Here is a 22,815-nt window from a genome sequence, read left to right on the forward strand (position 1 = left end):
TTAACGTCAGAGCCTTGGTTCAGGAGAAGCTCGTATGTGTGGCATTGTGGGTGCGGTTGCCCAGCGTGATGTGGTTGAAATTCTGCTGGAAGGACTCCGTCGTCTTGAATACCGTGGCTACGACTCCGCCGGTGTTGCCGTGCTGGACGCCAGTGCCAGTGAGCCGCAACTGCAACGCCTGCGTCGTCTGGGCAAAGTGCAAGCACTGGCCGATGCGGTGGCGGAACAAGGCCTGCCTGGCGGTACCGGTATCGCTCATACCCGTTGGGCAACTCACGGCGAGCCGTCCGAAGCCAATGCGCACCCGCACGTGTCCGGTGATATCGCCGTCGTGCACAACGGCATTATTGAAAATCACGAAGCCTTGCGGGCAGAACTGCAAGCCGATGGTTACCAGTTCCAATCGCAGACCGATACCGAGGTGATCGCTCATCTGGTGGCGCGTGCGGTCAGCGGCGGTGCCGATTTGCTCACGGCGGTGCAGCAGGTTCGCAGTCGTCTGGAAGGTGCCTACGGCATGGTGGCGATCAATCGCCAGACGCCAGAGCGCATGGTGGTCGCCCGTTCGGGTAGCCCGCTGGTGGTGGGCTTTGGTATCGGCGAACATTTCATCGCCTCAGACCAACTGGCGCTGCTGCCTGTTACCCGTCGTTTTGCTTTTCTGGAAGAGGGCGATGTGGCGGAAATTACCCGTCAGAGCGTGCGTATTTTCGACCTTGAAAACCAGCCGGTAGAGCGTGAAGTGCGCGAAAGCTCGGTTGAGCACGACGCTGGTGACAAGGGTGAATACCGCCACTACATGCTGAAAGAAATCCACGAGCAGCCGCAGGCCATCGCCAATACGCTGGAAGGCCGTTTGCTGAATGGCCAGCTCAATCTGGAAGCGCTGGGCGACCTGTCCGACGTCGATGCCGTTCAGATCATTGCCTGCGGCACCAGCTACCACGCCGGGGTGACCGCGCGTTACTGGATTGAGTCGCTGGCGGGGATTTCCTGCAACGTCGAAATTGCCTCCGAGTTCCGTTACCGCCGTCCGGTAATTCGTCCGAATACCCTGTTGGTGACCATTTCCCAGAGTGGCGAAACCGCCGACACGCTGGCTGCACTGCGTCAGGCCAAGGAACTGGGCATCACCAAAACCCTGTCGATCTGTAATGTGCCGGGCTCCTCGCTGGTGCGTGAGTCCGACATGACGGTACTGACCCGGGCCGGGGCCGAAATTGGCGTCGCTTCTACCAAGGCTTTCACCACCCAGCTGACGGCCTTGCTGCTGCTGACCGCCGCTTTGGCTGAACGCGCTGCCGATGCCAGTGCTGTGCAACAGCGCATCGCCAAGGCACTGGAAAGCCTGCCGGGCCTGATTCAGCAAACGCTGTCGATGAACGACGACATTGAACGTCTGGCGGAGCACTTCGCCGACAAGCACAACGCCTTGTTCCTGGGTCGTGGGGACCAGTACCCGATCGCGATGGAAGGGGCGTTGAAGCTGAAAGAAATCTCCTACATCCATGCGGAAGCCTACGCAGCCGGTGAGCTGAAACACGGCCCGCTGGCGCTGATCGACGCAGAAATGCCGATCGTCGTGGTGGCGCCTCACAACGACCTGATGGAAAAGCTCAAATCCAACATTGAGGAAGTGCGCGCCCGTGGCGGCGAGCTGTACGTCTTCGCGGAAGAGTCTGCCGCCATCAGCGCCGCTGAAAACATGATCGTGGTGCCGGTGCCTGCCTGTGACGACGTGATCGCACCGATCGTCTACACCTTGCCGCTGCAACTGCTGAGCTACTACGTTGCCGTGATCAAGGGCACCGACGTCGACCAGCCAAGAAACCTGGCCAAGAGCGTCACGGTGGAATAAGCCTTACCAGCTTGCTTGTTCGATAGATTCTCTGAAAACTCTCTCCTGCTGTGCTGTCAGGAGGGAGTCAGTCCTCACGCCACAGAAGAAAAGTCTGGAGTTGGTTGGAACACTATTTATAAAGATTCGGCAGCTTGATCTTGAATCGGATCGCCAGCGCTCTCAAACAGAATCCCACACAGAAACCACCTATCAAGCTGTAGCTCGACGGGAGTTCCAAGCCGTCAAGCACCAGGTATGCACTGGAACCTGCCAGCGCGGTGGTGATGTAGAGCTCGTCGTTCATCAGTGTCAGGTTGCTGCGGCACAATACATCTCGTGCAATCCCGCCAAAGGTGGCTGTGATGACCCCCAGACAGACAGCGATCAGAGGGGGAGCCCCAAAATTGAGTGTTACCTCTGTCCCTACTACCGCAAACAGGGCAAGTCCCACGGCATCCATCCAGATCAATGCCCTCGAAAGGGACTTGAGCATGGGCGTTACAAAGTAAGTGATGGCTGACGCCAACAGACAGACGCTGAGCCATATAGGCTCCCGAATCCAAAACACCGGCAAGTTGCCCAAGACCAGATCCCGAAGCGTACCGCCTCCGATGCCCGTGACCGTTCCAATCAGCATGAAGCCCAGAATATCCATGCGTTGCCGAGCGGCATCAAGTGCACCGGATATTGCAAAGACCGCGACAGCAGTCAGGCCCATGATGTTGATAACAGCAGTAATATCGAAGTTCATTGTCTTGGTTGGTCTTACGGAATGTGAAGAGGTATTGAACCTTGAATGATAGTCGAACCTGTATCACCTGGTCAGTGTGGTCTCGAAAATACCGACCACGACTGCCGAAGGATTTTTCTTCAACGACGGCTGTTCCATCACTCCTTCGATGATCGCTTTGACCCGCATGGGTTGTGGGGAGTACCTGTGGCGACGTGTTCGTGTTCTAAACCTCTGAACGACTACGTCGCCGTGATCAAGGGCATCGACGTCGGCCAGCCAAGTGAACTGGCCAAGAAGCCAGCCGCGAAACCTGGCCAAGAGCGTCACGGTGGAATAAGCCTTACCAGTTTGCTTCTTCGAGCAACACTTTCACCATTCCGGCCGCGGTCATTTCTCGCGACAGCGGCGCACCCTGACCTGCCCAATGGGCTGCAAAATCATTATTGCCCTTGGCGCTGGCAGCGGCATTCAGTTGTTTGGCGACGTCGTAGGCCAGTGGGTAGTCTGCCACCGCTATAGCGGCTTCGATGCCATGGCGAGTCAGCCGATTGCTCAGCCCACGTGCAGGACGCCCTGAAATGGCGAGCGTCATCTCTGTGGTGTGTTCTGCGGCGTTTTTCAGGCGCGCTCGATAACCGGCATTGGCGGCGGATTCCGGGCACAGCACAAAGGCAGTACCCAGTTGTACGGCGCTAGCACCGAGGGCTTTCATGGCGTTCATGCTGGCGCCGTCCATGATGCCGCCAGCGGCAATCACAGGTAACGGCTGTTCGGTAGCCAGCATTCGTACCAGCACGGCGGTGGGCAATTGCTGGTCGCTGGCGCAGGGATCGAACATGCCGCGGTGGCCTCCTGCTTCGTAGCCTTGGGCAACAATCGCGTCGATACCGGCCTGTCGGGCTTGTTCGGCTTCGTGCAAGTTGGTCGCCGTTGCCAGGGTCAGGGTGCCAGCGGCCTTGAAAGCCGTGATGAGTGCTTTGTCTGGCAAGCCAAAGTGGAAACTGACTACGGCGGGGGCTTCTTCCAACAACATGGCCTGGGCTTCAGGGCTGTGGATAAAACTGGTGTAGATCTCGTTGAGCTGTGTCGGGGCTGGTGCTTCAAATTCGTCAAAGAAGGGTGTCAGACTGGCAACCCAGTTGGCTTCGCAGTCGGTATCGCGTTGGGCTCTAGCATGGCAGAACACATTCACGTTGAATGGCTTGTTGGTCAGTGCCCGGGTTGCGTGAATCATATCGCGGGCCTGACCAACGGAGCTGGCGCCAATGCCAATCGAACCCAGTGCGCCGGCATTACTCACCGCTGCCGCCAATTCTGGCGTTGCCACACCGGCCATGGGCGCCTGAATCAGTGGCTGCATCTTGTACTGCTGGAACCACTGTTCAAGATGATTGATAGCTGTTACTGAGTCTGGTGTGGCGTTCCGGGTGGAAGTCCGTGCTGTGTTCTGGCTGTTGTTGTCATTAGCATCGGCCATAGCGCTCTCCTGTCCATGATGGCGGCGCAACGGGCCGCCAGGGTGTTCGATTACAACACGGTTTGGGCGTCTTTGGCTGTAGTTGTTGAGGCAGGGCTCTGCAACGCCTGCTGGCGCTTGATGGCACGTTGACGCAACCAGTCGTCACCGCTGACCAGCAAAATGCCCCCCAGTACCAACAGCGCGCCAGCAACAAAGCCTGCTTCCAGCGGCTCGTCCAATAGCAGCACGCCCATGGCCACCCCCCACAGCGGAGTCATAAAGGACAGGACGCCAAGCCGGGACGCCTGATAGATACGCAGCAGCCAGAACCAGGTCAGCAGTGCGGCAATGGAAATGATCAGCGTCTGGATCGACAGGCTCAACAGCACCTTGTTGCTCCACACAATCGGGCTGTCGTTGCTGATCAGGCCGTAGCCAACCAGAATCACGCTGGCACCCAGCAATTGCCAGGTCAGGGTTTGCATCACCGGCGCCTGGCTCAATACCGTGTTGCGAATCAACACCGTGGTTGCGCCCCAGGCCAGACCACCCAAAACACAGTAGAAATCGCCCAGCAGGCTGCTCTCGCCACTGACGGTGTCGTTCCAGAGGAACGCCAGGGCAATGCCACCAAAGGCTGCACAGACGCCCAGCCACTGGATACTGGACAGCCGTTCGTGAGCGACGGTGAAATGCAGTCCCAGTGCGGCAAACACCGGTGCGGTGTAGAGGAACACCACCGCGTGAGAGGCGGTGGTATGCTTCAGGCCTTCACCCAGACCCAGGTATTCCAGCGCGAACAGCACGCCCGCCAGCATACCGGGTACTACCGCACCGCTGACAAAGCTGCGGTGCAGACCGCGTAACCAGACCCAACCGCCAATCAGAATCACGCTGAACAATGAGCGCAAGCCGATTTGCAGGGTTGGGCTCATATCATCCGCGGCCAGTTTGGAGAGGATCTGCTGTTGGCTCATGACAAAGGTGGTGATCACCATCAGGCCAATGGCTAGGGCATCGAGAGGTTTGTTGCTGGGCATGATGGTCACCGGACAAGATGGGTTGGATTGGCTATTATGGTTTGGCACTTTTGAATATTGATATTGAATTAACGCCATCTGTGGATGAATAAATGCCAAATCCGCGCTTCCTGGCCCATGGCCCCGACAGCAGCCCCAGCAGCAGCCCACAACGGGAGTTGCTGTCTCCCAAGTTTGATTCCCGCCATGCGGGCAGTTCTGACCCGCAGGAAAGTGTGGTGTTGTACGGCGCAGAAACCGATGCGCTGGTGTATCGGGCGGCGGTTACCCGCAATGACACCCTGTACCCGGTTCATACCCATGCCTGGGGCGAGTTCGTGTGCTCTTACACCGGGCCGATTGAGGTACAGGTAGAAGGGTTTCATTTTGTGGCGCCGCCGCAGTTTGGCATCTGGTTGCCGCCCAGCACCGAGCACAATGGCATCAGCCGGGCGCAGGCGTGTCATGGCTCCTTCTACATCCGGCCGGACCTGTGTGAGGGACTGCCGCAGCAGGCCGCTTTGCTGCAGGTGAATGCCCTGACCCGGGCGCTGCTGAATCAGTTGCGGGATGCCAGTCAGCAACCGGCGGCGGCGACCCAGCGGTTATTGCGCGTGCTGGTGGATCAACTGGTTGCCGCGGAGGTGCAGGGTTCCTACTTGCCGATGTCGGATGACGGCGTATTGGGGCCAGTACTGGACATCTTGTGGCAAAACCCGGCGGATGAGCGTACAGCGGCTCAGTTGGCGGCACTGGTGCACACCAGTGAGCGGACGCTGATTCGTAAATTCGATCGGCTGTTAGGCTTGTCGTTGCGAGAGTGGCGTCAGCGTTTGAAGGTGGTGAAGGCGTTTGCCTTGCTGGAAAGCGGTCAAGCGGTTGAAAGCATTGCCCTGGATCTCGGCTACAACAGTGCCTCGGCGTTTATTGTGATGTTCCGAAATCAGGTGGGCATGACGCCAGAGCAGTGGCGCTTGCAGCGGGCTTGAGAAGATGGCGTGTGAGTTTGGAAAGCGGAGAGTTGTGAGGTCAGGAATCAGTCGCTAATACATCGCCCCTAAAACGCAAAAACGGCCCCGAAGGGCCGTTTTCTGACGTACTAATTTGCTAAAGCAGCAATTAGAAGTCTACTTTCAGACCAACAGAGTAGTTCTGAACGTCGTCGGCGTCGTCAGTGCTGTCGTTAGCAAATTCAACCCAAACGGTAGTTGCGTCACCCAGAGAGTGCTGGTATTCAGCAGCGAAACCGGTAGAACCAGCGTCGTCATCCAGGTCGTACGCGTATGCAGCGATTGCACCAGTTGGTACGTTGTACTGAGCTGCGAAGCTCAGGTAAGTCTGGCTGTCAGTAGTGTCAGTGTCGTCCAGCTGTTCGGCCAGAACACCCAGGTACAGGTCGCCAGCAGTCATGCTAACACCCAGGGAGATAACGTCAGCCATGGTGTCGCTTGCTTCCTGAATGGTACCCAGGGAAACAGTGAACATGTCGGCTTTAACAGTACCGGTCAGTTCGAAAGAGTCAACGTTCTCACCGGTGTTCTTGTCGGTATCGGTCATGGTTGCAGCTGCGAAGCTGAAGCCACCGAAATCCGGGGAGTAGTAAGAGATCTGGGAGTCAGCGCGGTAGTGGGCAGCAATGAATGGGTATGGAGAGTAGCTGCTCATGATATCGGTAGTGAAGGTCAGCGCCTGAGCGTAAGGAGTCCAGTCTTGACCGATTTTAACAGTACCGAAGTCGCCTTCCAGGCCAACCCAAGCCAGACGGCTGCGGATGTTGCCTTCGTTAGCAGTGGCGCTTTCATCGTCAGCGTCCCACTTGCCAACACCAACTTCGTAGCGGTACAGGGCTTTTACGTTGTCCAGGTCAGTTTCAACAGAGCCTTTGATACCGATACGGGAGAAGTTGTTGGTAACGTCCATAGCGGAATCGCTACCGTCGGTCAGCTTCAGACGCAGGGAGCCGTAGAAGTCAGTAGTAGCTTCAACAGCGAATGCTGGGGCGGAAGTGGCGGCTGCGATAGCCAGAGCCAGAACCTGTTTTTTCATGATGTTCTCCGTTTTTTAGAGTAAGCCTAAAGGCGTTTTCCAATTGGCGGGTAAGTATATAAAACAAACCCTATCGGTTAATCAACCGTAAAACCGCTTATATTGATGATTAGAAGTTCCCGATAGGTGACTCATATCACAGGGTTATGGCGGAAATACGCTGCGTTCACGTGGCCTGAGTATCTACCCAATCTGCGCCGAATGTCATGATATGGTTCCCGTTTTTATTGAATAAATTGGGAATTGACAAATATGTCACACCTATGATGACGGCTTATTTACAATGTCCTCAAGCCTTGATCTCACCGGCCTTCGGCGTTGTAAATCCGGCACTGATTCCATTCTGGTCAAAGCCCATGGAAGTGAGCCAGTGCAATTTGGCAAAGGCGGCTTCGAGGGTGATATCGCGTCCACCAATCACGCCAATGCGGTTCAGGGTGGCGCCGGTTGAGTAGGCTCCCTGCTCAATATCGCCCCATAAACAGTGGCTCAAATTAACCACTGCGATGCCCCGTGAAATGGCGTCTTCAAGCGCCGGAATCAGTGTGGGATTGGCGTCTGGCGGGTTGCCAACGCCGTAACTGATCATGATCACGGCGCGAGTATCAGCGGCCTTTAGAGGCGCTTCGATCATATCGGCGGTTATGCCCGGATACAGCATCAGTAGTTTTACGGACGAATTGCTGAACTCGGGAATACAAAAGTCGGCTTTGTCACCGCGTAGTAATAAATCGCCGTACAATTCGACGTCTATTTGCATTTTTCCCAAATGTTCAAAGTTGGGCGAGTCAAAAGTATCGAGTGCGGTGGTTTTCAGTTTACTGGCGCGGTTACCGCGCAATAAACGATTGCCAAAACAAATACAGACCTCAAACAGTTCATTTGAGGTCGCAAATAGCAAAGAGTTGGTTAAATTATCGACAGCATCTGAACGAATAACACCCAATGGAATCTGGGAACCTGTAACGATAACCGGTTTATCCATTGGCGTTATCATGAAAGATAATGCCGCGGCGGTATAGGCCATGGTATCGGTACCGTGCAGCACCACAAAACCGTCGTATTGTTGCCAGTGTTGCTGCAACAGCGTCGCGACCCGTGCCCAGTCGGCAGGCACGGCGTTGGAGCTGTCGATCAGCTGATCCATTTCCAGTACTTCGAACTCAGGCAATTGCTGAACAATGTCATCATTCAGATGCTTGCGTACCCGGGCTTCGAAGCCCGGCGCTGGAACGTAACCCTGATCGGACGGCACCATACCAATGGTGCCTCCCGTGTAGATCACCAGTATTCGCTTGGTGTTATTCATTCATGGCCCTCACTTGTCTCGGCTTTTGGGTGCCAGCATCGACTGTGGGCTTAACAGTCGTTCGAGCTCGGCTTCATCCAGCAGTCCTTCGGACAGAATCAGTTCCCGTACGGTGCTGCCACTGTGCAACGCCTGTTTGGCAATGCGGGAGGCATTCGAGTAGCCAATGTGTGGCACCAGTGCGGTGATGCTGCCAATGCTGATTTCCAGCAGCTCGGCACAGCGTTCGCGGTTTGCTTCAATGCCGCGGATGCACTTGTTTTCGAACATATCACAGGCGTTACCCAGCATTCGCATGGAATTCAACAGATTGTAGATAATCAGCGGCTCCATGGCGTTGAGCTGCAACTGACCTGCTTCCGCGCCCAGAGTGACGGCGAGGTCGTTGGCAATCACCTGGAAAGCCGTCTGGTTAACCGCTTCCGGAATCACCGGGTTCACCTTGCCTGGCATGATGGACGAACCTGGCTGCATTGGCGGCAGACGGATCTCGCCAAAGCCGGTGCGCGGGCCGCTGGACAGCAGGCGCAGGTCGTTGGCGATCTTGCTGAGCTTGATGGCAAAACGGCGCAACACGCCAGAGAACATCACAAACGCGCCCATGTCAGAGGTGGCTTCGACCAGGTTGGCGGCCGGTACCATCGGCTTGCCAGAGAAGTCGGCCAGGTAGCTGACGGCCTTTTTGGCGTAATCCGGGTGGGTGTTGATGCCGGTACCAATGGCGGTACCGCCCAGGTTCACTTCACACAGCAGCAGACAGACTTCTTTCAGACGGTCGATGTCTTCATTCAGGTTGACGGCAAAGGCTTCGAATTCCTGACCCAGGGTCATCGGCACAGCGTCTTGCAGCTGGGTACGGCCCATTTTCACCACATCGGCGAATTCCTTGCCCTTGGCTTCAAAGGCTGCAACCAGACTCTTGATGGCTTCCATCAGTGGTTCGGCGGCAAATTGAATGGCCAGACAGGCGGCGGTCGGGTAGGCGTCGTTGGTGGACTGCGAGCAGTTAACGTCGTCGTTCGGGTGCAGGAACTGGTACTCGCCCTTGCTATGACCCAACTTGTGCAGCGCCAGGTTGGCGATCACTTCGTTGGCGTTCATGTTGGTGGAAGTACCGGCACCGCCCTGGATCAGGTCGACCACAAACTGGTCGTGCAAGGCACCGTCGGCGATGTCGTCACAGGCATCCATGATGACACTGGCCTTGGCGGCTGGCAGGTAACCAATGTCTTCGTTGGCTTTGGCAGCGGCCTTTTTGACCAATGCCAGCGCGCGAATCAATTGCGGAAAATGGCTGATAGGCACGCCGGTAATGGCAAAGTTATTTACCGCTCGTTGGGTTTGAACGCCGAACCAGGCCTCGGCCGGAATGTCCAGATCACCCAGTAAATCGTGTTCGCGTCGCGTAGTCATAGTGTCCACCCCGAAAATGTGGAAGTAAGGGAATAAGAAATATAGGTTTGGTTAAAAAGGGCGCCACTCCAACGGTGAGAGCGGGGTGGAGTGGCGCAAGGGGTGACGGGCAGAGGCGACCAAACGACCGCCCGTCAAAGCCGTGAAGCGTGTGTTATTTGGCGCGCTGTTTCAGCACGGCCTGATGCTCTGGTTCCAGTTCCCAGGCAGCAGCATCAACGTTCATGTCTTCAAATTGTTTGGCATCGAATACCGGCTGTTTGATACCGGCTTTCAGCTGCTCGTCGTAGTCCTTCATCAGACGCAGACCTTTCTTGAACAGCAGCGCCAGAGCGAACAGGTTAGCCAGCGCCAGCAGACCCATGGTGACGTCGGCGAAAGCGAATACCGTACCCAGATCCATGATGGCACCCCAGCAGCACAGACAGATCAGTACCACACGGAAGCCGTTCAGCAGGGTTGCGCTGCCTTCGCGGAAGAAGCTCAGGGAGTTCTCGCCCAGGTAGTAGTTGTACAGAATGGTGCTGAAACCAAACATCAGCAGGGCGACGGAAACAAACGCACGACCCCATTCACCGACATGATCTGCCAGAGCGATCTGGGTCAGGGCCACACCGCCGTGCTCACCAATGGTGGCTGGATCGTAGATACCGCTCAGCAGAATCACGAACGCAGTACAGGAACACAGGATGATGGTGTCGATGAACACAGAGAACGACTGCACGATGCCTTGAGCAGCAGGGTGTGGAACATAAGCCACAGCCGCAACGTTAGGAGCAGAACCCAGACCGGCTTCGTTGGAGAACAGGCCACGCTTGACGCCCATCAGGATCGCAGCACCAACACCACCACCAACAGCCTGTTCCAGACCGAAAGCACTTTTCACAATCAGCGCCAGTACGTCAGGCACTGCAGAAATGTTCATGCCCAGAACCACCAGCGCAATCGCCAGGTAACCGCCAGCCATCACTGGAACCAGCACTTCAGATACACGGGCGATACGCTTTACGCCACCGAAGATGATCAGACCAACGATCAACGCAAGGCCAATACCGGTGTGGTAAACAGGAATACCGAAAGCGTCTTCGAAAGAGGTCGCAACGGAGTAGGACTGCATGGCAGTGAAGCCAAAACCGAAGGTCAGCAGCAGCAATACAGAGTACAGACCGGCCAGCCAGGTCCACTGCTTGCCCAGACCACGACGGATGTAATAAGCAGGGCCACCACGGTAGGCGCCGTCAGAATCGTTCTTTTTGTAAGCCTGTGCCAGCGTACATTCGAAGAAGCTGGTTGCCATACCCATCAGGCCAACCACCCACATCCAGAAAATCGCGCCTGGGCCTCCCAAGGTAATCGCAACCGCAACACCGGCGATGTTACCGCCGCCAACACGACCGGCAACCGACAGCAGCAGCGCCTGGAAAGAACTCAAGTGACCGTGCTTGTCACGAGCAGATTCGCTGGCACGCAGGATGCCAAACATACGACCGAAGTAGCGGAATTGAACAAAACGGGAGCCAACCGTGAACAGCAAACCGAGGCCGATCAGGACGGCAATCAGGACCTTGCCCCACAGCAGGTCATTCAGATAATCGAGCATTTTTTTCTCCATCCCGGCAGAGCGGGATTTGTTCTTATTGATGACGGATTTATTGCAACAAAGCCGCTCGGGATGAAGAAGTTGTCGACTTGTCTCTATTTGTCGCTAATGGGAGCCTTTGTGGCATCAAATAGCGCCACTTTTGAACAAAAGTGCATCAGCTCGGCTGGTATAATGTGTTGCTGAACAACCCGCAAGCCGCATCCCTACCAGTCACACCGGATTCCAGATGGAAGACTTTTCACACAATTTGCGATTACTCAGCAGCTACTACCGCTCGATTGCCGAAGTGTGTCGGCAGCTGACGCTGAACCGCCCCCAGTTCAATCGCTATCTGGCTGGCAAGGCCCGACCATCGGCCAACACCATGCGGCGTATTTGCGACTTCTTTGGGGTGGAAGAGCATGAGATTCTGCTGCCCCATGACCAGTTCCGACGACTGATTCAGGTGCGGCCAGTGGCGGTGAACAGTGTCTCGACCACTGAAGCACCGATGGAATCCGAGCACCTGCAACGCTTGCAGGGCTTTAACAGCGACGATGTCGATCGTTATCTGGGGTACTACTTTGAGTATTACCTGTCGATGGCATGCCCCGGCCAGATTTTGCGCACACTGGTCTGCATCGAGCGTCAGGGCGACGGCATTTATTACCAGCGCAGTGAGCGGCTGCGTGAAACACCCGATAGTCCAATGTGTCACGGCAAATACGTTGGGTTGGTGAGTTTCCTCAGCGACCGTATTTTCTTATCGGATTACGAATCCCTCACCGGCAACGAGATGACCCAAACCATCCTGTTCCCGTCGTTCAAAAACCGCATTACCCGCTTGTCGGGGTTACGTATCGGGGTGTCGGGCAGTGGCGAACGCATGCCCTGCTGCGCGCGGGTGGTGTACGAATACCTCGGTGCCGAAATCAACTTCCGCAAGGCATTCGCCATGTGTGGGCTGTTTGATCCCAATTCCTCCGAGATCGACCCGGTATTAAGAGAAGCGGTTTACAACCGTATGGGCACCCGTGATTGGCACTTCCGGGCGGCGCATTTGTAAGAGTGGTCGGGAGTCGGGAGAATCATCGTAGGTCAGATAAAGACGCGAAGCGACTGCCATCTGACGTGTTTTGGCTGTCCCTTTGTCGGATGGCGCAAGCTTATCCGACCTACAAGAAAGTTGTAGGAGGGAGCTTGCAGCAGATGGCTTGTGCCTATCGAGAGCAAGCTGAGCCTTGTACCTCTTGGGGAGAGCTTCTCCCGGAACGCAGTATCGCCCCGGCGGTAGGCCACCCCGATACGTCGGACCGCCTCTGCTTTGCGCCACCGATTCGCTAATCGTTTCTTTGCTTTGGCTCACAACGAACTCGCCCGGATGCGGCATCCATGCCTTAACCGTGCTATCCGGCCATCCATGGCCGTGATGTCCTGTTCGCCTTCACAAAAAACGGCTCATCTTGATGCGCGGTTTTTTGGTAGCCGACACGCGGTTTTTCATGATTTACAGGTTTGTCTTTACTCCACAACGCTGTGGGAGGTAGCTTGCTGCCGATGGCTTGTGTCTATCGAGAGCAAGCTCTCTCCCACACTATTGTCCAGACCTCAGACTTCAGTTTCCGCAGCCCGCTGTTCTTTGGCGGCAACAATCTCATCGGTGTTCACTTCAATCCAGTCAGCCAGTGCGGCGACCAGTCGGGCAACTTCTTCGCCGCTGTTGCTCAGGCTGTATTCCACATGAGGCGGCACGACTGGGTAGGCGATGCGTTGCACAAAGCCATCGGCTTCCAGGGCTTGCAGCGATTGCGCCAGCATTTTTTCGCTGACGCCGCCGATGCGCTTGCGCAATTCGCTGAATCTGTGTGTTCCATCGCGCAGGGAAATCAGGATCAACACGCCCCAGCGACTGCTGACGTTTTTCAGAATTTGCCTTGAAGGACAAGGGCTTGCGAACAAATCGCCGCTTCTCAGCTTGTCGGTCAGGGTGGCCGTTTGGGTGTCTTGTTGGGCCTTTTCTGGCGGGGTGGCCGACGATTTCATGATACTAACCTTTTTGTTTGTACTTACTAAAAGTTAGCATTGGTATTAGCCTGTTGTCATTCGCTTTTACACAGAAAGAAAAACAGGAGAGTCCCATGATTGTTGTAACAGGTGCATCCGGCCAGTTGGGCCGTCTGGTGATTGAACAGCTGTTGGCCGGTGGCAAGGTTGCTGCCACGGACATCGTTGCTGCGGTGCGTAGCCCGGAAAAAGTGGCGGATTTGGCCGAGCAGGGCGTGGTCGTGCATGAAGCCGATTACACCAAACCGGAAACCCTGGTATCTGCCTTTGCCGGTGCCGACAAGCTGTTGCTGATTTCTTCCAGTGAAGTGGGTCAGCGTTTTGTGCAGCACAAGAACGCCATCGAAGCGGCTAAGGAAGCCGGTGTGGCACTGGTCGCCTATACGTCGATTCTGAACGCCGCAGAGTCGCCACTGCCGTTGGCGGCAGAGCACAAACAAACCGAAGCCTTGCTGGCAGAAAGTGGCGTACCGTTCGTGCTGCTGCGCAATGGCTGGTACAGCGAAAACTACGCCATGGGTGCACCAGCGGCGCTGCAACTGGAAGCCCTGTACGGCTGTGCCGGTGATGGCAAGATTTCTTCTGCCGCTCGTGCTGACTACGCTGCTGCTGCAGCTGCGGTTTTGACTGCTTCTGACGATCAGGCTGGCAAGGTCTATGAACTGGCGGGTGACGATGCCTATACCCTGACTGAGTTGGCAGCCATCATCAGTGCCGAGTCTGGTAAGGAGATTCCGTATGTGAATCTGCCGGAAGCTGATTACGCCGGTGCATTGAAGCAAGCAGGTTTGCCCGAAGGATTGGCGGTGCTGTTGGCCGAATCCGATACCGGCGCATCCAAAGGTGGTTTATTCGACAACAGTAAAACATTGAGTGCACTGATTGGCCGTGCGACCACACCAATGTCTGACAGTGTGAAGGCTGCCTTGGTCGGCTGATCGTTTTCCTTTTAAAGTTTCAGGGACTGACTCGAGCGGCACTGGTGTGGCTGGTTGTTCTCCGTTTTCAACCAGTCGGCCATGCGGCTCGGGTCAGTTCCTGCTTCTTTCTATCCGCTGCTTGCTTTCCTGACGCAGGATCAAGGCCGTGCAATGGCTGCCTGATCATCGGTTTGCAGCTCGACGCTGATATCGAGCCCCGTCAGGTCTTCCCCGCCTACGTCCGCTGTGCTGTCATCACCGGTTTGCCCGCCGTACTGGCCGCAGGTTTCTCCGTTGCTGCAGAGGGTCAGGTCGGCATCCAGATCCGATCCTGCCATGATTTGGTAACTCTGATTGCCTGTTACATCATCAAACTGATATTGGCCCTCGGTATCGGCGAGGGTCACAGCCAGCGTGTTGCCAGCTGCGTCCATCAGGATCACGTATTGAACCGACAGCTGACTTTCGCTGCCCAGATCGCCCACGGTAATGCTGACGGCCACTTGCGCTTGCGTGCCGTCGTCGGTACTGAAGGTGATGGTGGCGGTATAGCTGCCGTCGCTCAGTTCGCTGCGATTTGGCAACACTTGATAGCGGCCAAACCCTTGTGCATCGACCGCTTCCGCGGTGACCGAAAGCCAGTCGACATCGCTCAGCACCGACGTTAACTCCGGTGTGCCGCCGCCAATGCTATTGATCGTCACGCTGGCATGGTCTGCATAGCCAATGTTGAGGCTGCTGCTGTCCAGGCTCAGCACCACGGGTAACACGACAGTGTCGCCGTCGGCTGCCAGTTGCGCGGCCGTAACGGCTTTCAAGGCGTTGATGCGGCCGTAGCCGTGGTAGTCGTCCCGTCCGGTGTCTCCGAGGTCGTCACTCAGGTGACCTGCCATGATCAGCAGATCGAGCTGTTCTGCCGTCAGTGATGGGTGAACGGCCTTCATCAGGGCAATGACCCCGGCAACATGGGGAGCCGCCATGGAAGTGCCTTCGTAAAAACCGTAGCCGGATGTGGGTGTGGTCCCAGAGTCGTTCACCAGACCGCTGAGAATGCCGTCCGGTTGCCCGTCGCTGTTGGTGTCGAGGCGGGTGTCACCACCGGGAGCCGACAGATCCAGATGGCTGCCGTAATTGGAATAGTAGGTGATGCTGTCGGTGCTATCGGTGGCGCCCACTGCCACCACATAGTCGTAGGCAGCGGGGTAATTGACCACGTCATTACCTGTGTTGCCAGAAGCGGCCACAATGATCACACCCTCAGCATGAATGTCGTTAACGGCCTGCTCTTCGGCAAAGGAGTAGGCGGTGCCTCCGAGGCTAAGGTTAATGATGTCGGCGGCCTGATTCGGCACCGTACCGCTGTCATTGGGCAGTCCGGCGGCGTAGTACATGCCTTGCAGAATGTCATACGTGGTGCCACCGCCAATGCCCAATACCCGCACCGGCATCACTTTGGCACCCCAGGCAACGCCGGCAATGCCAAGGTTGTTGTTGGTCGCTGCGGCAATGGTGCCGGCTACATGGGTGCCGTGCCAGGAGCTTTGCCCTTGAGTGGTGCTGTCGCCGGGGTCGTTGGGATCGTTATCGAGGCCATCGCCGTCGTTCGACATGCTGGGCAGGGAGATAAAGTCGTAACCGTCGCCGGTCAGCTGGCCGACGAGGTCTTCATGTTGCAGAAATACGCCGGTATCAACGACGGCGACCACTACTTCACTGCCATCGGTGCGTTCACCGGTGGTGATGTCCCAGGCAGTCGGCCCATCGATGATATCGAGGTGCCATTGAAAGCGGTAAAAGGTGTCGTTCGGGGTATTGAACGGCTGGCGAATGTAGTTGGGTTCGGCGTACAGTACGCCGGGTTGCTGGCCGACGCGCTTGATGGCCTTCAGGGTCTGGAGTTTGTCCTGGTAGTCGCCAGCGGATACATCCTGACTGCTGTTCAAGGCCGTACGTGAAGCGGTATCGATCTCGAAACGGACCCGGGTTGGCCCTTGAGTGGCAGCGCTTAATTCAAAACCACTCGTCAGCCCGGATGCCATCAGTGCTTTTTGCTCGTTCTGTTTTGTTTGCGTCTTGCTCTGGATGGATCGGTCTGTGGTTGCTGCGGTTTGTAGCAGCATTTCGCCGCTGACAAAGGCATCGGTAGAGCCGTTATGGCTAGCCGTTGCTTGTGAGGCGTCGACAATGCGGAGGGTGTACTTGCTGAATCCGCTGAACGCGGCGACCAGTAGGTAATAGTCACCATGGGTGGCGACGGTAATGGCTTCATCGTTGCCCGTACTGATTGATTGGCCGACCAGATTGCCGCTGTTGTTGATCAGGTAAAGATCCAGATCTGGCAGTTCTGCGGCGTTGTCTGCGCTGCTGTCGAGCCCGGTCAGAACCAGCTGCTGGCCGGCATCGAGGGTGGTGTAGAAGTAGTCGAACTCATCGGCCTGGCTGGCAAAACGTTCCAGTGCGGCGTTGCCCGATAGAATCGCCCCGGTCGCCTGTTGGCTGACAAAGCCATGGATGGTCAGTTGGCTGTCGAACAGCTGGGCATTGGCGAGGCTGTTATTGCTGGCGTAGTCGGCGTTGATATCGTTGATGTCGCTATCAACCAGAATGCCGCTGCTGGCGGTCACTGTGCCGCTGAGGCTGACGACCACCGGCTCTGGTTCAGCCCCGGTATCTGTATCTGAGCCGGTGTCAGTATCAGAGTCCGTATCGGTATCTGAGCCGGTGTCAGTATCAGAGTCCGTATCGGTATCTGAGTCGGTGTCGGTATCTGAGTCAGTGTCGGTATCAGAGTCGGTGACAGAATCGATGGTGTTATCCACAGGGTCGTCCGTGCCTCCCGCTGCGCCACCGCACCCCACCAGCATCAGACTCAAGGCCAGAGCGGGCCAATATTGGGTGCGTGTATGTTTCAGCAACGAAAAAGCCATGAACAACCCCTTTCCGAATTACGTATTGATAACCATAACGATTGAGTCTAGTCGGAATGTCACAACAACAAGGTGAATTCGTTAGTGATACCCGTATGAATTTGCAACCAAGGGTAGCCGCGTGCAAGTACGGCTACCCTTTCTCCCACCCTGCAACAGCGGTGTTAATCCAGAGAGATGACTTTATTGATGACGGTGCTGTCGCTGCTTGTGCCTTTGGACTGACGGCGATAGCTGACGCCACGGGTTGTTTGTAAATCAACCTCAAAGTCCAGACCGCTAATAGCCCGCTCAGCGACGGTGATCAGCTCAGGTTCCGCAGTATTCGGGTAGTGGCCACAGGTTTCACCTGCGGTGCAGAGGTGGTTGTCGACATCGATATCGGAGCCCGCGAGGATGTAATAGTTACCCGCATCGGCAACACCAAACTGGTAGTTGCCATTGGCGTCCGCGCGCACGGTATCAACGGTTGCGCCATTCTCATCCAGCAACAGCACGTATTGCTGCACCATCTCCCCTTCGGTATCAAAGTCGCCGACCTGCATGGTCACTGGCAGGGTGGTTTCGTCATCGGAATCGGATGACGTTGAGGTAATCCGTATTTCTGTGCTGTAGCTGCCGTCGGCCAGGTCGCTGCGGTCCACTGTGGCGGTGTAACTGCCAAAGCCATCGGCGTCGACGCTGGAAACGTTGATGCTCAGCCAGCTGGCTGTAGTGGTCACACTGGTAATGGTTGGATCACCGGCGCCACGGTTGCTGATTTCAAAGGTGGCGCTGTCCTGTTGACCAATGGCCAGGGTGTCCGGGTCGGTATCCAGAATCACTGGCAAATCAACGCTGCCGCCGTTGGCCAGAGTTTGCGCCCAGGTGACAGCCTTGAGGGCATTGATGCGGCCATAGCCGTGGTAGTTGTCCTTGCCTTCCGCGCCCAGATCATCACTGATGTAGCCGTTGGCGATCAGCGCTTCAACATTTTCAACGGTGATGGCCGGGTACACGGCCTTCATCAACGCCAGCACACCGGCGACATGAGGGGCTGCCATCGAGGTGCCTTCATACAAGGCATAGGCCGCCTCGCGACTGCCATTGGTGTCGTCAGCAACGGTGCTGACAATGCCATCCTCCTGCCCGTCACCTTGGGCATCGGTAGAACCATCCCCCCCCGGTGCCGACAGGTCGAGATGGCTGCCGAAGTTGGAGTAATAGGTAATGTTGTCGTAGCCATCGGTGGCACCAACGGCAATCACGTGATCGTAGCCTGCCGGGTAATTGATCTCGCTGGTGCCGTCATTCCCGGAAGCGGCGACCACCAACACGCCGGCGTCGTAGATATCGCTGACGGCGTTGGCTTCAAAGGTCGATGATTCGGTGCCGCCCAGGCTCATGTTAATGATGTCGGCCGTTTGGGTTGGCAGGGTGCCACTGCTGTTGCTCAGGCCGGCGGCGTAATACATGCCCTGAACGATGTCGCTGGTTTTACCACCGCCCACACCCAATACGCGTACCGGCATGATTTTGGCGCCCCAGGCAATGCCGGCAATGCCGGTGGAGTTGTTGCTGGCGGCAGCGATGGTGCCCGCCACATGAGTACCGTGCCAGGAGCTCTGGCCAGCAAGATTGCTGTCGCCCGGGTCATCCGGGTCGGCATCAATGCCGTCGCCATCGTTGGAGATGTTGGTGTCGGAAATAAAATCGTAGCCATCGCTGGTTAACTGGCCACTCAGGTCCGGGTGATCCATGTAAATGCCGGTATCAATCACGGCCACCACCACGTCGACACCATCGGCGCGTTCGCCGGTGGTGATATCCCAGGCGTCAGGCAGGTCGATGATGTCGAGATCCCATTGATAGCGATACAGGGTGTCGTTTGGCGTGGTCGCCAGCGGTTGGCGAATGTAGTTTGGCTCGGCCAATTCCACCCCATCCTGTTTGGCGACGGCCTTGATGGCCATGATGGTCTGGAACTTGGCTTCATAGTCACCCTCGGTGTCATCCACGGCTGGGCCATTCAATAGCGGGCTGACGTGTTGGGTTGAAGCGGTTGGGATATCGAACTGTACCAGTGTCGGGCCACGATGGCCAAGGGCGTCGGAGTTACCGGCTTGCAGGCCTCGTTGGCTGAGAATACTGCGGGCTGTTGCCGTGGCACTGGCAGCGGTTTTGTCGCTGCTTTGTACCAGCATTTCGCCCGGCACAAACTGGTTGACGGCCGTGGTGCTGCTGGTAGAAGCAGAATCGAAGCTCAGGATGTACTTGCTGGCACCTTCGAAGGCGTACACCCGAATGTAGTACTGACCAGCACTGGTGACGGTAATGCGTTCCAGCGGGCCATCGGTGTGGGAAATAGCAACGGAGTTGCCGTTGGCATCAAGAACCTGCAAATCGACATCGCCGTAATAGCCGGGATCATCGAAGCTGAAACTGTAGTCGATGACCCGCAGGTTGACGGTTTGCGCTGCCGCCAGGTTGACCAGATAAAAATCCTGCACGTCGGCGGCATCATCGAAGCGCTCCAGTTCCGGGTAGCCGGATACATCGCCGTCGGTTCCTTCTGCATTAACAAACCCCTGCACCGACAACAGGCTGTTGATGGCCTGTGCTTCTGCACGAGTGTCGTTGCTGGCGTAGGTGGCGAAAATGTCGTTAATGTCGGAGTCAACGGCGACACCATCGGCGACCGACAGGCGGCCGCTGACGGCGATGGTATTATCCTCACTGTCCGATCCTGATGAACCACCACAGGCCGCCAACGCCAATGGTAGGGCGGCGGTCAGTACAGACTTCGCCGGGGTTAGGAGACGCGCCAGCATCGGAATACCTCTTACTCGATGAAAACTGTAAGGATAGCGTGGATTTGGCGCGGCATCGCAACTTGATCACCAGTACGGCAGCCCGAGTGCTGGCCCGGCCTGACCATTGACCGAATCGGGTCCTGAAATACACTCGACCCCGTTGTTTCTTTATGTCCGCAAACGATAGCAAGGATTGCTTATGTCATTTGCCAGTGTGCACACCCGCGCCCAGTTGGGCGTTGAATCCCCCGAAGTTCAGGTCGAAGTTCACCTTTCCGGCGGCTTGCCGTCGCTCAGTCTGGTCGGCATGCCGGAAGCCGCCGTGCGCGAAAGCAAGGATCGCGTTCGCAGTGCCATTCTGACGTCGGGCTTCGACTTTCCCGCCAAGCGCATCACTATCAATCTGGCACCGGCCGATCTGCCCAAAGACGGTGGCCGTTTCGATCTGGCCATTGCACTGGGTATTCTGGCGGCTTCCGGGCAAGTGCCGCTCGACAGCGTTGAGGGCCATGAATTTCTGGGCGAACTTGCCTTGAACGGCGAGCTAAGAGCCATTACCGGTGCCTTGCCCAGCGCCGTACGCTGTGGTCAGGCCGGGCGGCGTCTGGTGTTGCCGGTGGGTAATGAAGCCGAGGTGTCGCTGTCGGAACAGTGTGACATGTCGACGGCCTTGTCGCTGGCACAGGTGGTGTCGTACTTGCGCGGTGACGACACCCTGCCCAAGGTGCAGGCGGAGCTAACAGATGAAGGGCGCGATGTATCCGTCGCCGACTTGCTCGATGTAAAAGGCCAGCCACAGGCAAGACGGGCGTTGGAAGTAGCCGCAGCGGGTGGCCACAACCTGCTGTTTATTGGCCCGCCGGGTACCGGCAAAACCATGCTGGCCAGCCGTTTGCCGGGTATCTTGCCGCCCATGAACGAAAGCGAGGCGCTGGAGTCGGCGGCGGTGTATTCCATTGCGGCCACTGGCTCGGACTGGCTTGATCGCTGGCGTCAGCGGCCGTTTCGGGCGCCGCATCATACCGCCTCCGGCGTTGCGCTGGTGGGCGGTGGTACCAACCCCAGACCGGGGGAAATCTCATTGGCCCATGGCGGTGTGCTGTTTCTGGATGAACTGCCGGAGTACAGCCGCAAGGTGCTGGATGTACTGCGCGAGCCTTTGGAAAGCGGCCGTATTGTCATCAGCCGGGCGCAGCGCAGCGTGACTTTTCCGGCGCGTTTTCAGCTGGTGGCAGCGATGAATCCGTGCCCGTGTGGCTATTTTGGCGACCCGTCCGGGCGCTGCCGCTGCAACGAAGAGCAGATTCGCCGCTATCAGGGCCAAACCTCCGGGCCTCTATTAGACCGCATCGACCTGCATGTCGAAGTCCCTTCGGTGCCCACCGCCATCTTGCAGCAGTCGCCACCGGGAGAATCCAGCCGTGAGGTTCAGCAACGGGTACTGGCGGCCAGAACCCGGCAACTCGACCGGCAGGGCTGCACCAATGCAGAACTGGCAGGCCAACAGCGCGACGTCATGTGCAAGTTAAGCAGCGATGATGAGCAATGGTTCTTACGGGCGGCTGAAAAGCTCAACCTCAGTGCCCGCGGCTATCATCGGGTGGTGAAGCTGGCCCGTACCATTGCCGATCTGGCGCAATCGGCAGAGATCCAGAAGCCTCACCTGATGGAAGCCATTGGCTACCGCAGCCTTGATCGTCTGGCGCAGCAGCCGTCAGCGGCCCGAGCTCCGGTCAGTTCCTGACCGTTTGCACCAGCAGCTTGCCGCTGACCCGGCGGTTGCGTAAATCCTGCAACGCGGTGGGCAGTGACTCAAAGTCATAGCGATGCAGGGTTTCGGGTTCCAGTCGGCCTTGCTGAATATCGTGCAGCAGCGCTTCGCCCTTGTGCGTCAGGGTATACCAGGCATCGTCATCGCCATAACGGTGCAGTGCCCCAAGAGCAACTTCATGCAGCGACAGCGACAGTCCAAAGGGGTCATTGGGCCATTCTGACAGACGTCCCTGAATACACACCAAATGACCGTTAGCGCGCAACGCGGGCACCAGTTGGCGGGCTTGTTGCTCGCTGACGGCATCAATCACGGCGTGATACACCCGACCGGCCGTCAGTGCGGCTTCGACATGCTCGAAGCCGCGGTTGGCTCCCAGCGACTGCAACCGTTGCCAGTGCCGTGGGTGGCACAACACATCGACCCATAAGCCCATGGCGTGGGCAAACTGCACCAGATAATGACCAACGGCACCGCCAGCGCCAGACACCAGAATGGCGTTTTCCCGTTGCAGGGCGGCTTTGCTGATGGCTTGCCAGGCCGTCAGACCGGGGCAGGGGAAGCTGGCAGCGGTGTCAAAATCCAGATAACCCGGCAGTGCCATCAAGGCACGGGCGGCCACGGCGGTGAGTTCGGCAAAACTGCCGTCGCAGCGTAAATCCTGATGGTAGGCCACACGCTGGCCAAGCCAGTCGGGGTCGACGTTGGCACCAACGGCAATCACGGTTCCGGCGCCATCACAGCCGGGCACTTTGCCTACGTTCCAGCTGCTGCTACCCAACACTTTCCAGTCAACTGGGTTCAAACCGATGCTGTGGTTGGCCACCCACACCTCGTTGGGCTGCAAGGCTCTGGGCGTCAGGGTTTGCGAGACCAGATCGCCGGGTTGCTGGCCCTGTTGCCAGCACCAGGCACGATAATGAGAGGGTAAATTCGTCAT

At 57.0% G+C, this 22,815-nt stretch carries 16 protein-coding genes; 5 read left to right on the forward strand and 11 right to left on the reverse strand.

Annotated features, from left to right (window positions below; all coding sequences use genetic code 11):
• The first annotated feature begins 34 nt into the window (after positions 1-34).
• Positions 35-1,858, forward strand: a complete 1,824-nt coding sequence (glmS, locus tag G516_RS0101820; RefSeq protein WP_028292208.1) for a glutamine--fructose-6-phosphate transaminase (isomerizing) — start codon at positions 35-37, stop codon at positions 1,856-1,858.
• A 112-nt stretch (positions 1,859-1,970) separates the two neighbouring features.
• Here glmS and G516_RS0101825 read toward each other — a convergent pair whose 3' ends face one another.
• The 3 genes from G516_RS0101825 to G516_RS20640 all read right to left on the reverse strand — a co-directional run bounded on the left by G516_RS0101825 (position 1,971) and on the right by G516_RS20640 (position 5,072).
• On the reverse strand, positions 1,971-2,591 hold the full coding sequence (locus G516_RS0101825) for a trimeric intracellular cation channel family protein (RefSeq protein ID WP_028292209.1): 621 nt from the start codon (positions 2,589-2,591) through the stop codon (positions 1,971-1,973).
• A 322-nt stretch (positions 2,592-2,913) separates the two neighbouring features.
• The gene (locus G516_RS0101835; RefSeq protein WP_245582585.1) at positions 2,914-4,050 is read right to left on the reverse strand and encodes an NAD(P)H-dependent flavin oxidoreductase; all 1,137 of its coding nucleotides are present in this window, start codon (positions 4,048-4,050) and stop codon (positions 2,914-2,916) included.
• A gap of 50 nt (positions 4,051-4,100) precedes the next feature.
• On the reverse strand, positions 4,101-5,072 hold the full coding sequence (locus tag G516_RS20640) for a DMT family transporter (RefSeq protein ID WP_051218880.1): 972 nt from the start codon (positions 5,070-5,072) through the stop codon (positions 4,101-4,103).
• A 92-nt stretch (positions 5,073-5,164) separates the two neighbouring features.
• Between G516_RS20640 and G516_RS0101845 the strand changes: the two genes are divergently transcribed.
• Entirely contained in the window at positions 5,165-6,040 is an 876-nt protein-coding gene (locus G516_RS0101845; RefSeq protein ID WP_084644802.1) for an AraC family transcriptional regulator, read from the forward strand.
• 130 nt (positions 6,041-6,170) lie between these two features.
• Here G516_RS0101845 and G516_RS0101850 read toward each other — a convergent pair whose 3' ends face one another.
• The 4 genes from G516_RS0101850 to G516_RS0101865 form a co-directional block, all read right to left on the reverse strand.
• Positions 6,171-7,097, reverse strand: coding sequence for a porin (locus G516_RS0101850; protein ID WP_028292213.1), 927 nt, complete (start codon positions 7,095-7,097; stop codon positions 6,171-6,173).
• A 289-nt stretch (positions 7,098-7,386) separates the two neighbouring features.
• Positions 7,387-8,406 (reverse strand): asparaginase, encoded by a 1,020-nt coding sequence (locus G516_RS0101855; protein ID WP_028292214.1) that lies wholly within the window; start codon positions 8,404-8,406, stop codon positions 7,387-7,389.
• 9 nt (positions 8,407-8,415) lie between these two features.
• A complete protein-coding gene (locus G516_RS0101860) occupies positions 8,416-9,819 on the reverse strand; it encodes an aspartate ammonia-lyase (protein ID WP_028292215.1) in 1,404 nt (467 codons plus the stop codon).
• Between the two features lie 154 nt (positions 9,820-9,973).
• Entirely contained in the window at positions 9,974-11,419 is a 1,446-nt protein-coding gene (locus tag G516_RS0101865; protein WP_028292216.1) for an alanine/glycine:cation symporter family protein, read from the reverse strand.
• Between the two features lie 229 nt (positions 11,420-11,648).
• On the opposite strand from G516_RS0101865, the gene G516_RS0101870 reads away from it, so the two are divergent.
• Entirely contained in the window at positions 11,649-12,467 is an 819-nt protein-coding gene (locus G516_RS0101870) for a helix-turn-helix domain-containing protein (protein ID WP_036533808.1), read from the forward strand.
• Positions 12,468-13,009: 542 nt separating this feature from the next.
• On the opposite strand, the gene G516_RS0101875 is transcribed toward G516_RS0101870, so the two are convergent.
• Positions 13,010-13,444, reverse strand: a complete 435-nt coding sequence (locus G516_RS0101875; protein WP_051218835.1) for a winged helix-turn-helix transcriptional regulator — start codon at positions 13,442-13,444, stop codon at positions 13,010-13,012.
• A 95-nt stretch (positions 13,445-13,539) separates the two neighbouring features.
• On the opposite strand from G516_RS0101875, the gene G516_RS0101880 reads away from it, so the two are divergent.
• Positions 13,540-14,403, forward strand: coding sequence for an SDR family oxidoreductase (locus tag G516_RS0101880; RefSeq protein WP_028292219.1), 864 nt, complete (start codon positions 13,540-13,542; stop codon positions 14,401-14,403).
• A 140-nt stretch (positions 14,404-14,543) separates the two neighbouring features.
• On the opposite strand, the gene G516_RS0101885 is transcribed toward G516_RS0101880, so the two are convergent.
• Together G516_RS0101885 and G516_RS20645 are read right to left on the reverse strand one after the other, a co-directional pair.
• On the reverse strand, positions 14,544-17,312 hold the full coding sequence (locus G516_RS0101885; RefSeq protein ID WP_028292220.1) for a S8 family peptidase: 2,769 nt from the start codon (positions 17,310-17,312) through the stop codon (positions 14,544-14,546).
• Between the two features lie 164 nt (positions 17,313-17,476).
• Positions 17,477-20,122, reverse strand: coding sequence for a S8 family serine peptidase (locus G516_RS20645; RefSeq protein ID WP_051218836.1), 2,646 nt, complete (start codon positions 20,120-20,122; stop codon positions 17,477-17,479).
• A 181-nt stretch (positions 20,123-20,303) separates the two neighbouring features.
• Here G516_RS20645 and G516_RS0101895 point away from each other — a divergent pair, with 181 nt between their 5' ends.
• Entirely contained in the window at positions 20,304-21,848 is a 1,545-nt protein-coding gene (locus tag G516_RS0101895) for a YifB family Mg chelatase-like AAA ATPase (protein ID WP_028292221.1), read from the forward strand.
• Here the strand turns inward: G516_RS0101895 and G516_RS0101900 are convergent.
• Positions 21,838-22,815 carry a zinc-binding dehydrogenase gene (locus G516_RS0101900; protein ID WP_028292222.1) on the reverse strand — a complete coding sequence of 326 codons (978 nt, stop codon included), beginning with the start codon at positions 22,813-22,815 and terminating at the stop codon, positions 21,838-21,840. The two genes, G516_RS0101895 and G516_RS0101900, sit on opposite strands and share 11 nt — an antisense overlap.

This window comes from Oceanobacter kriegii DSM 6294 (assembly GCF_000422845.1).
GTDB lineage: Bacteria > Pseudomonadota > Gammaproteobacteria > Pseudomonadales > Oceanobacteraceae > Oceanobacter > Oceanobacter kriegii.

What these genes read in the sequence shown, in the direction of transcription:
- glmS (WP_028292208.1), top strand. Translation starts at nt 35, where the DNA reads ATGTGTGGCATTGTGGGTGCGGTTGCCCAGCGTGATGTGGTTGAAATT.
- G516_RS0101825 (WP_028292209.1), bottom strand. Translation starts at nt 2,591, where the DNA reads ATGAACTTCGATATTACTGCTGTTATCAACATCATGGGCCTGACTGCT.
- G516_RS0101835 (WP_245582585.1), bottom strand. Translation starts at nt 4,050, where the DNA reads ATGGCCGATGCTAATGACAACAACAGCCAGAACACAGCACGGACTTCC.
- G516_RS20640 (WP_051218880.1), bottom strand. Translation starts at nt 5,072, where the DNA reads ATGCCCAGCAACAAACCTCTCGATGCCCTAGCCATTGGCCTGATGGTG.
- G516_RS0101845 (WP_084644802.1), top strand. Translation starts at nt 5,165, where the DNA reads ATGCCAAATCCGCGCTTCCTGGCCCATGGCCCCGACAGCAGCCCCAGC.
- G516_RS0101850 (WP_028292213.1), bottom strand. Translation starts at nt 7,097, where the DNA reads ATGAAAAAACAGGTTCTGGCTCTGGCTATCGCAGCCGCCACTTCCGCC.
- G516_RS0101855 (WP_028292214.1), bottom strand. Translation starts at nt 8,406, where the DNA reads ATGAATAACACCAAGCGAATACTGGTGATCTACACGGGAGGCACCATT.
- G516_RS0101860 (WP_028292215.1), bottom strand. Translation starts at nt 9,819, where the DNA reads ATGACTACGCGACGCGAACACGATTTACTGGGTGATCTGGACATTCCG.
- G516_RS0101865 (WP_028292216.1), bottom strand. Translation starts at nt 11,419, where the DNA reads ATGCTCGATTATCTGAATGACCTGCTGTGGGGCAAGGTCCTGATTGCC.
- G516_RS0101870 (WP_036533808.1), top strand. Translation starts at nt 11,649, where the DNA reads ATGGAAGACTTTTCACACAATTTGCGATTACTCAGCAGCTACTACCGC.
- G516_RS0101875 (WP_051218835.1), bottom strand. Translation starts at nt 13,444, where the DNA reads ATGAAATCGTCGGCCACCCCGCCAGAAAAGGCCCAACAAGACACCCAA.
- G516_RS0101880 (WP_028292219.1), top strand. Translation starts at nt 13,540, where the DNA reads ATGATTGTTGTAACAGGTGCATCCGGCCAGTTGGGCCGTCTGGTGATT.
- G516_RS0101885 (WP_028292220.1), bottom strand. Translation starts at nt 17,312, where the DNA reads ATGGCTTTTTCGTTGCTGAAACATACACGCACCCAATATTGGCCCGCT.
- G516_RS20645 (WP_051218836.1), bottom strand. Translation starts at nt 20,122, where the DNA reads ATGCTGGCGCGTCTCCTAACCCCGGCGAAGTCTGTACTGACCGCCGCC.
- G516_RS0101895 (WP_028292221.1), top strand. Translation starts at nt 20,304, where the DNA reads ATGTCATTTGCCAGTGTGCACACCCGCGCCCAGTTGGGCGTTGAATCC.
- G516_RS0101900 (WP_028292222.1), bottom strand. Translation starts at nt 22,815, where the DNA reads ATGACGAATTTACCCTCTCATTATCGTGCCTGGTGCTGGCAACAGGGC.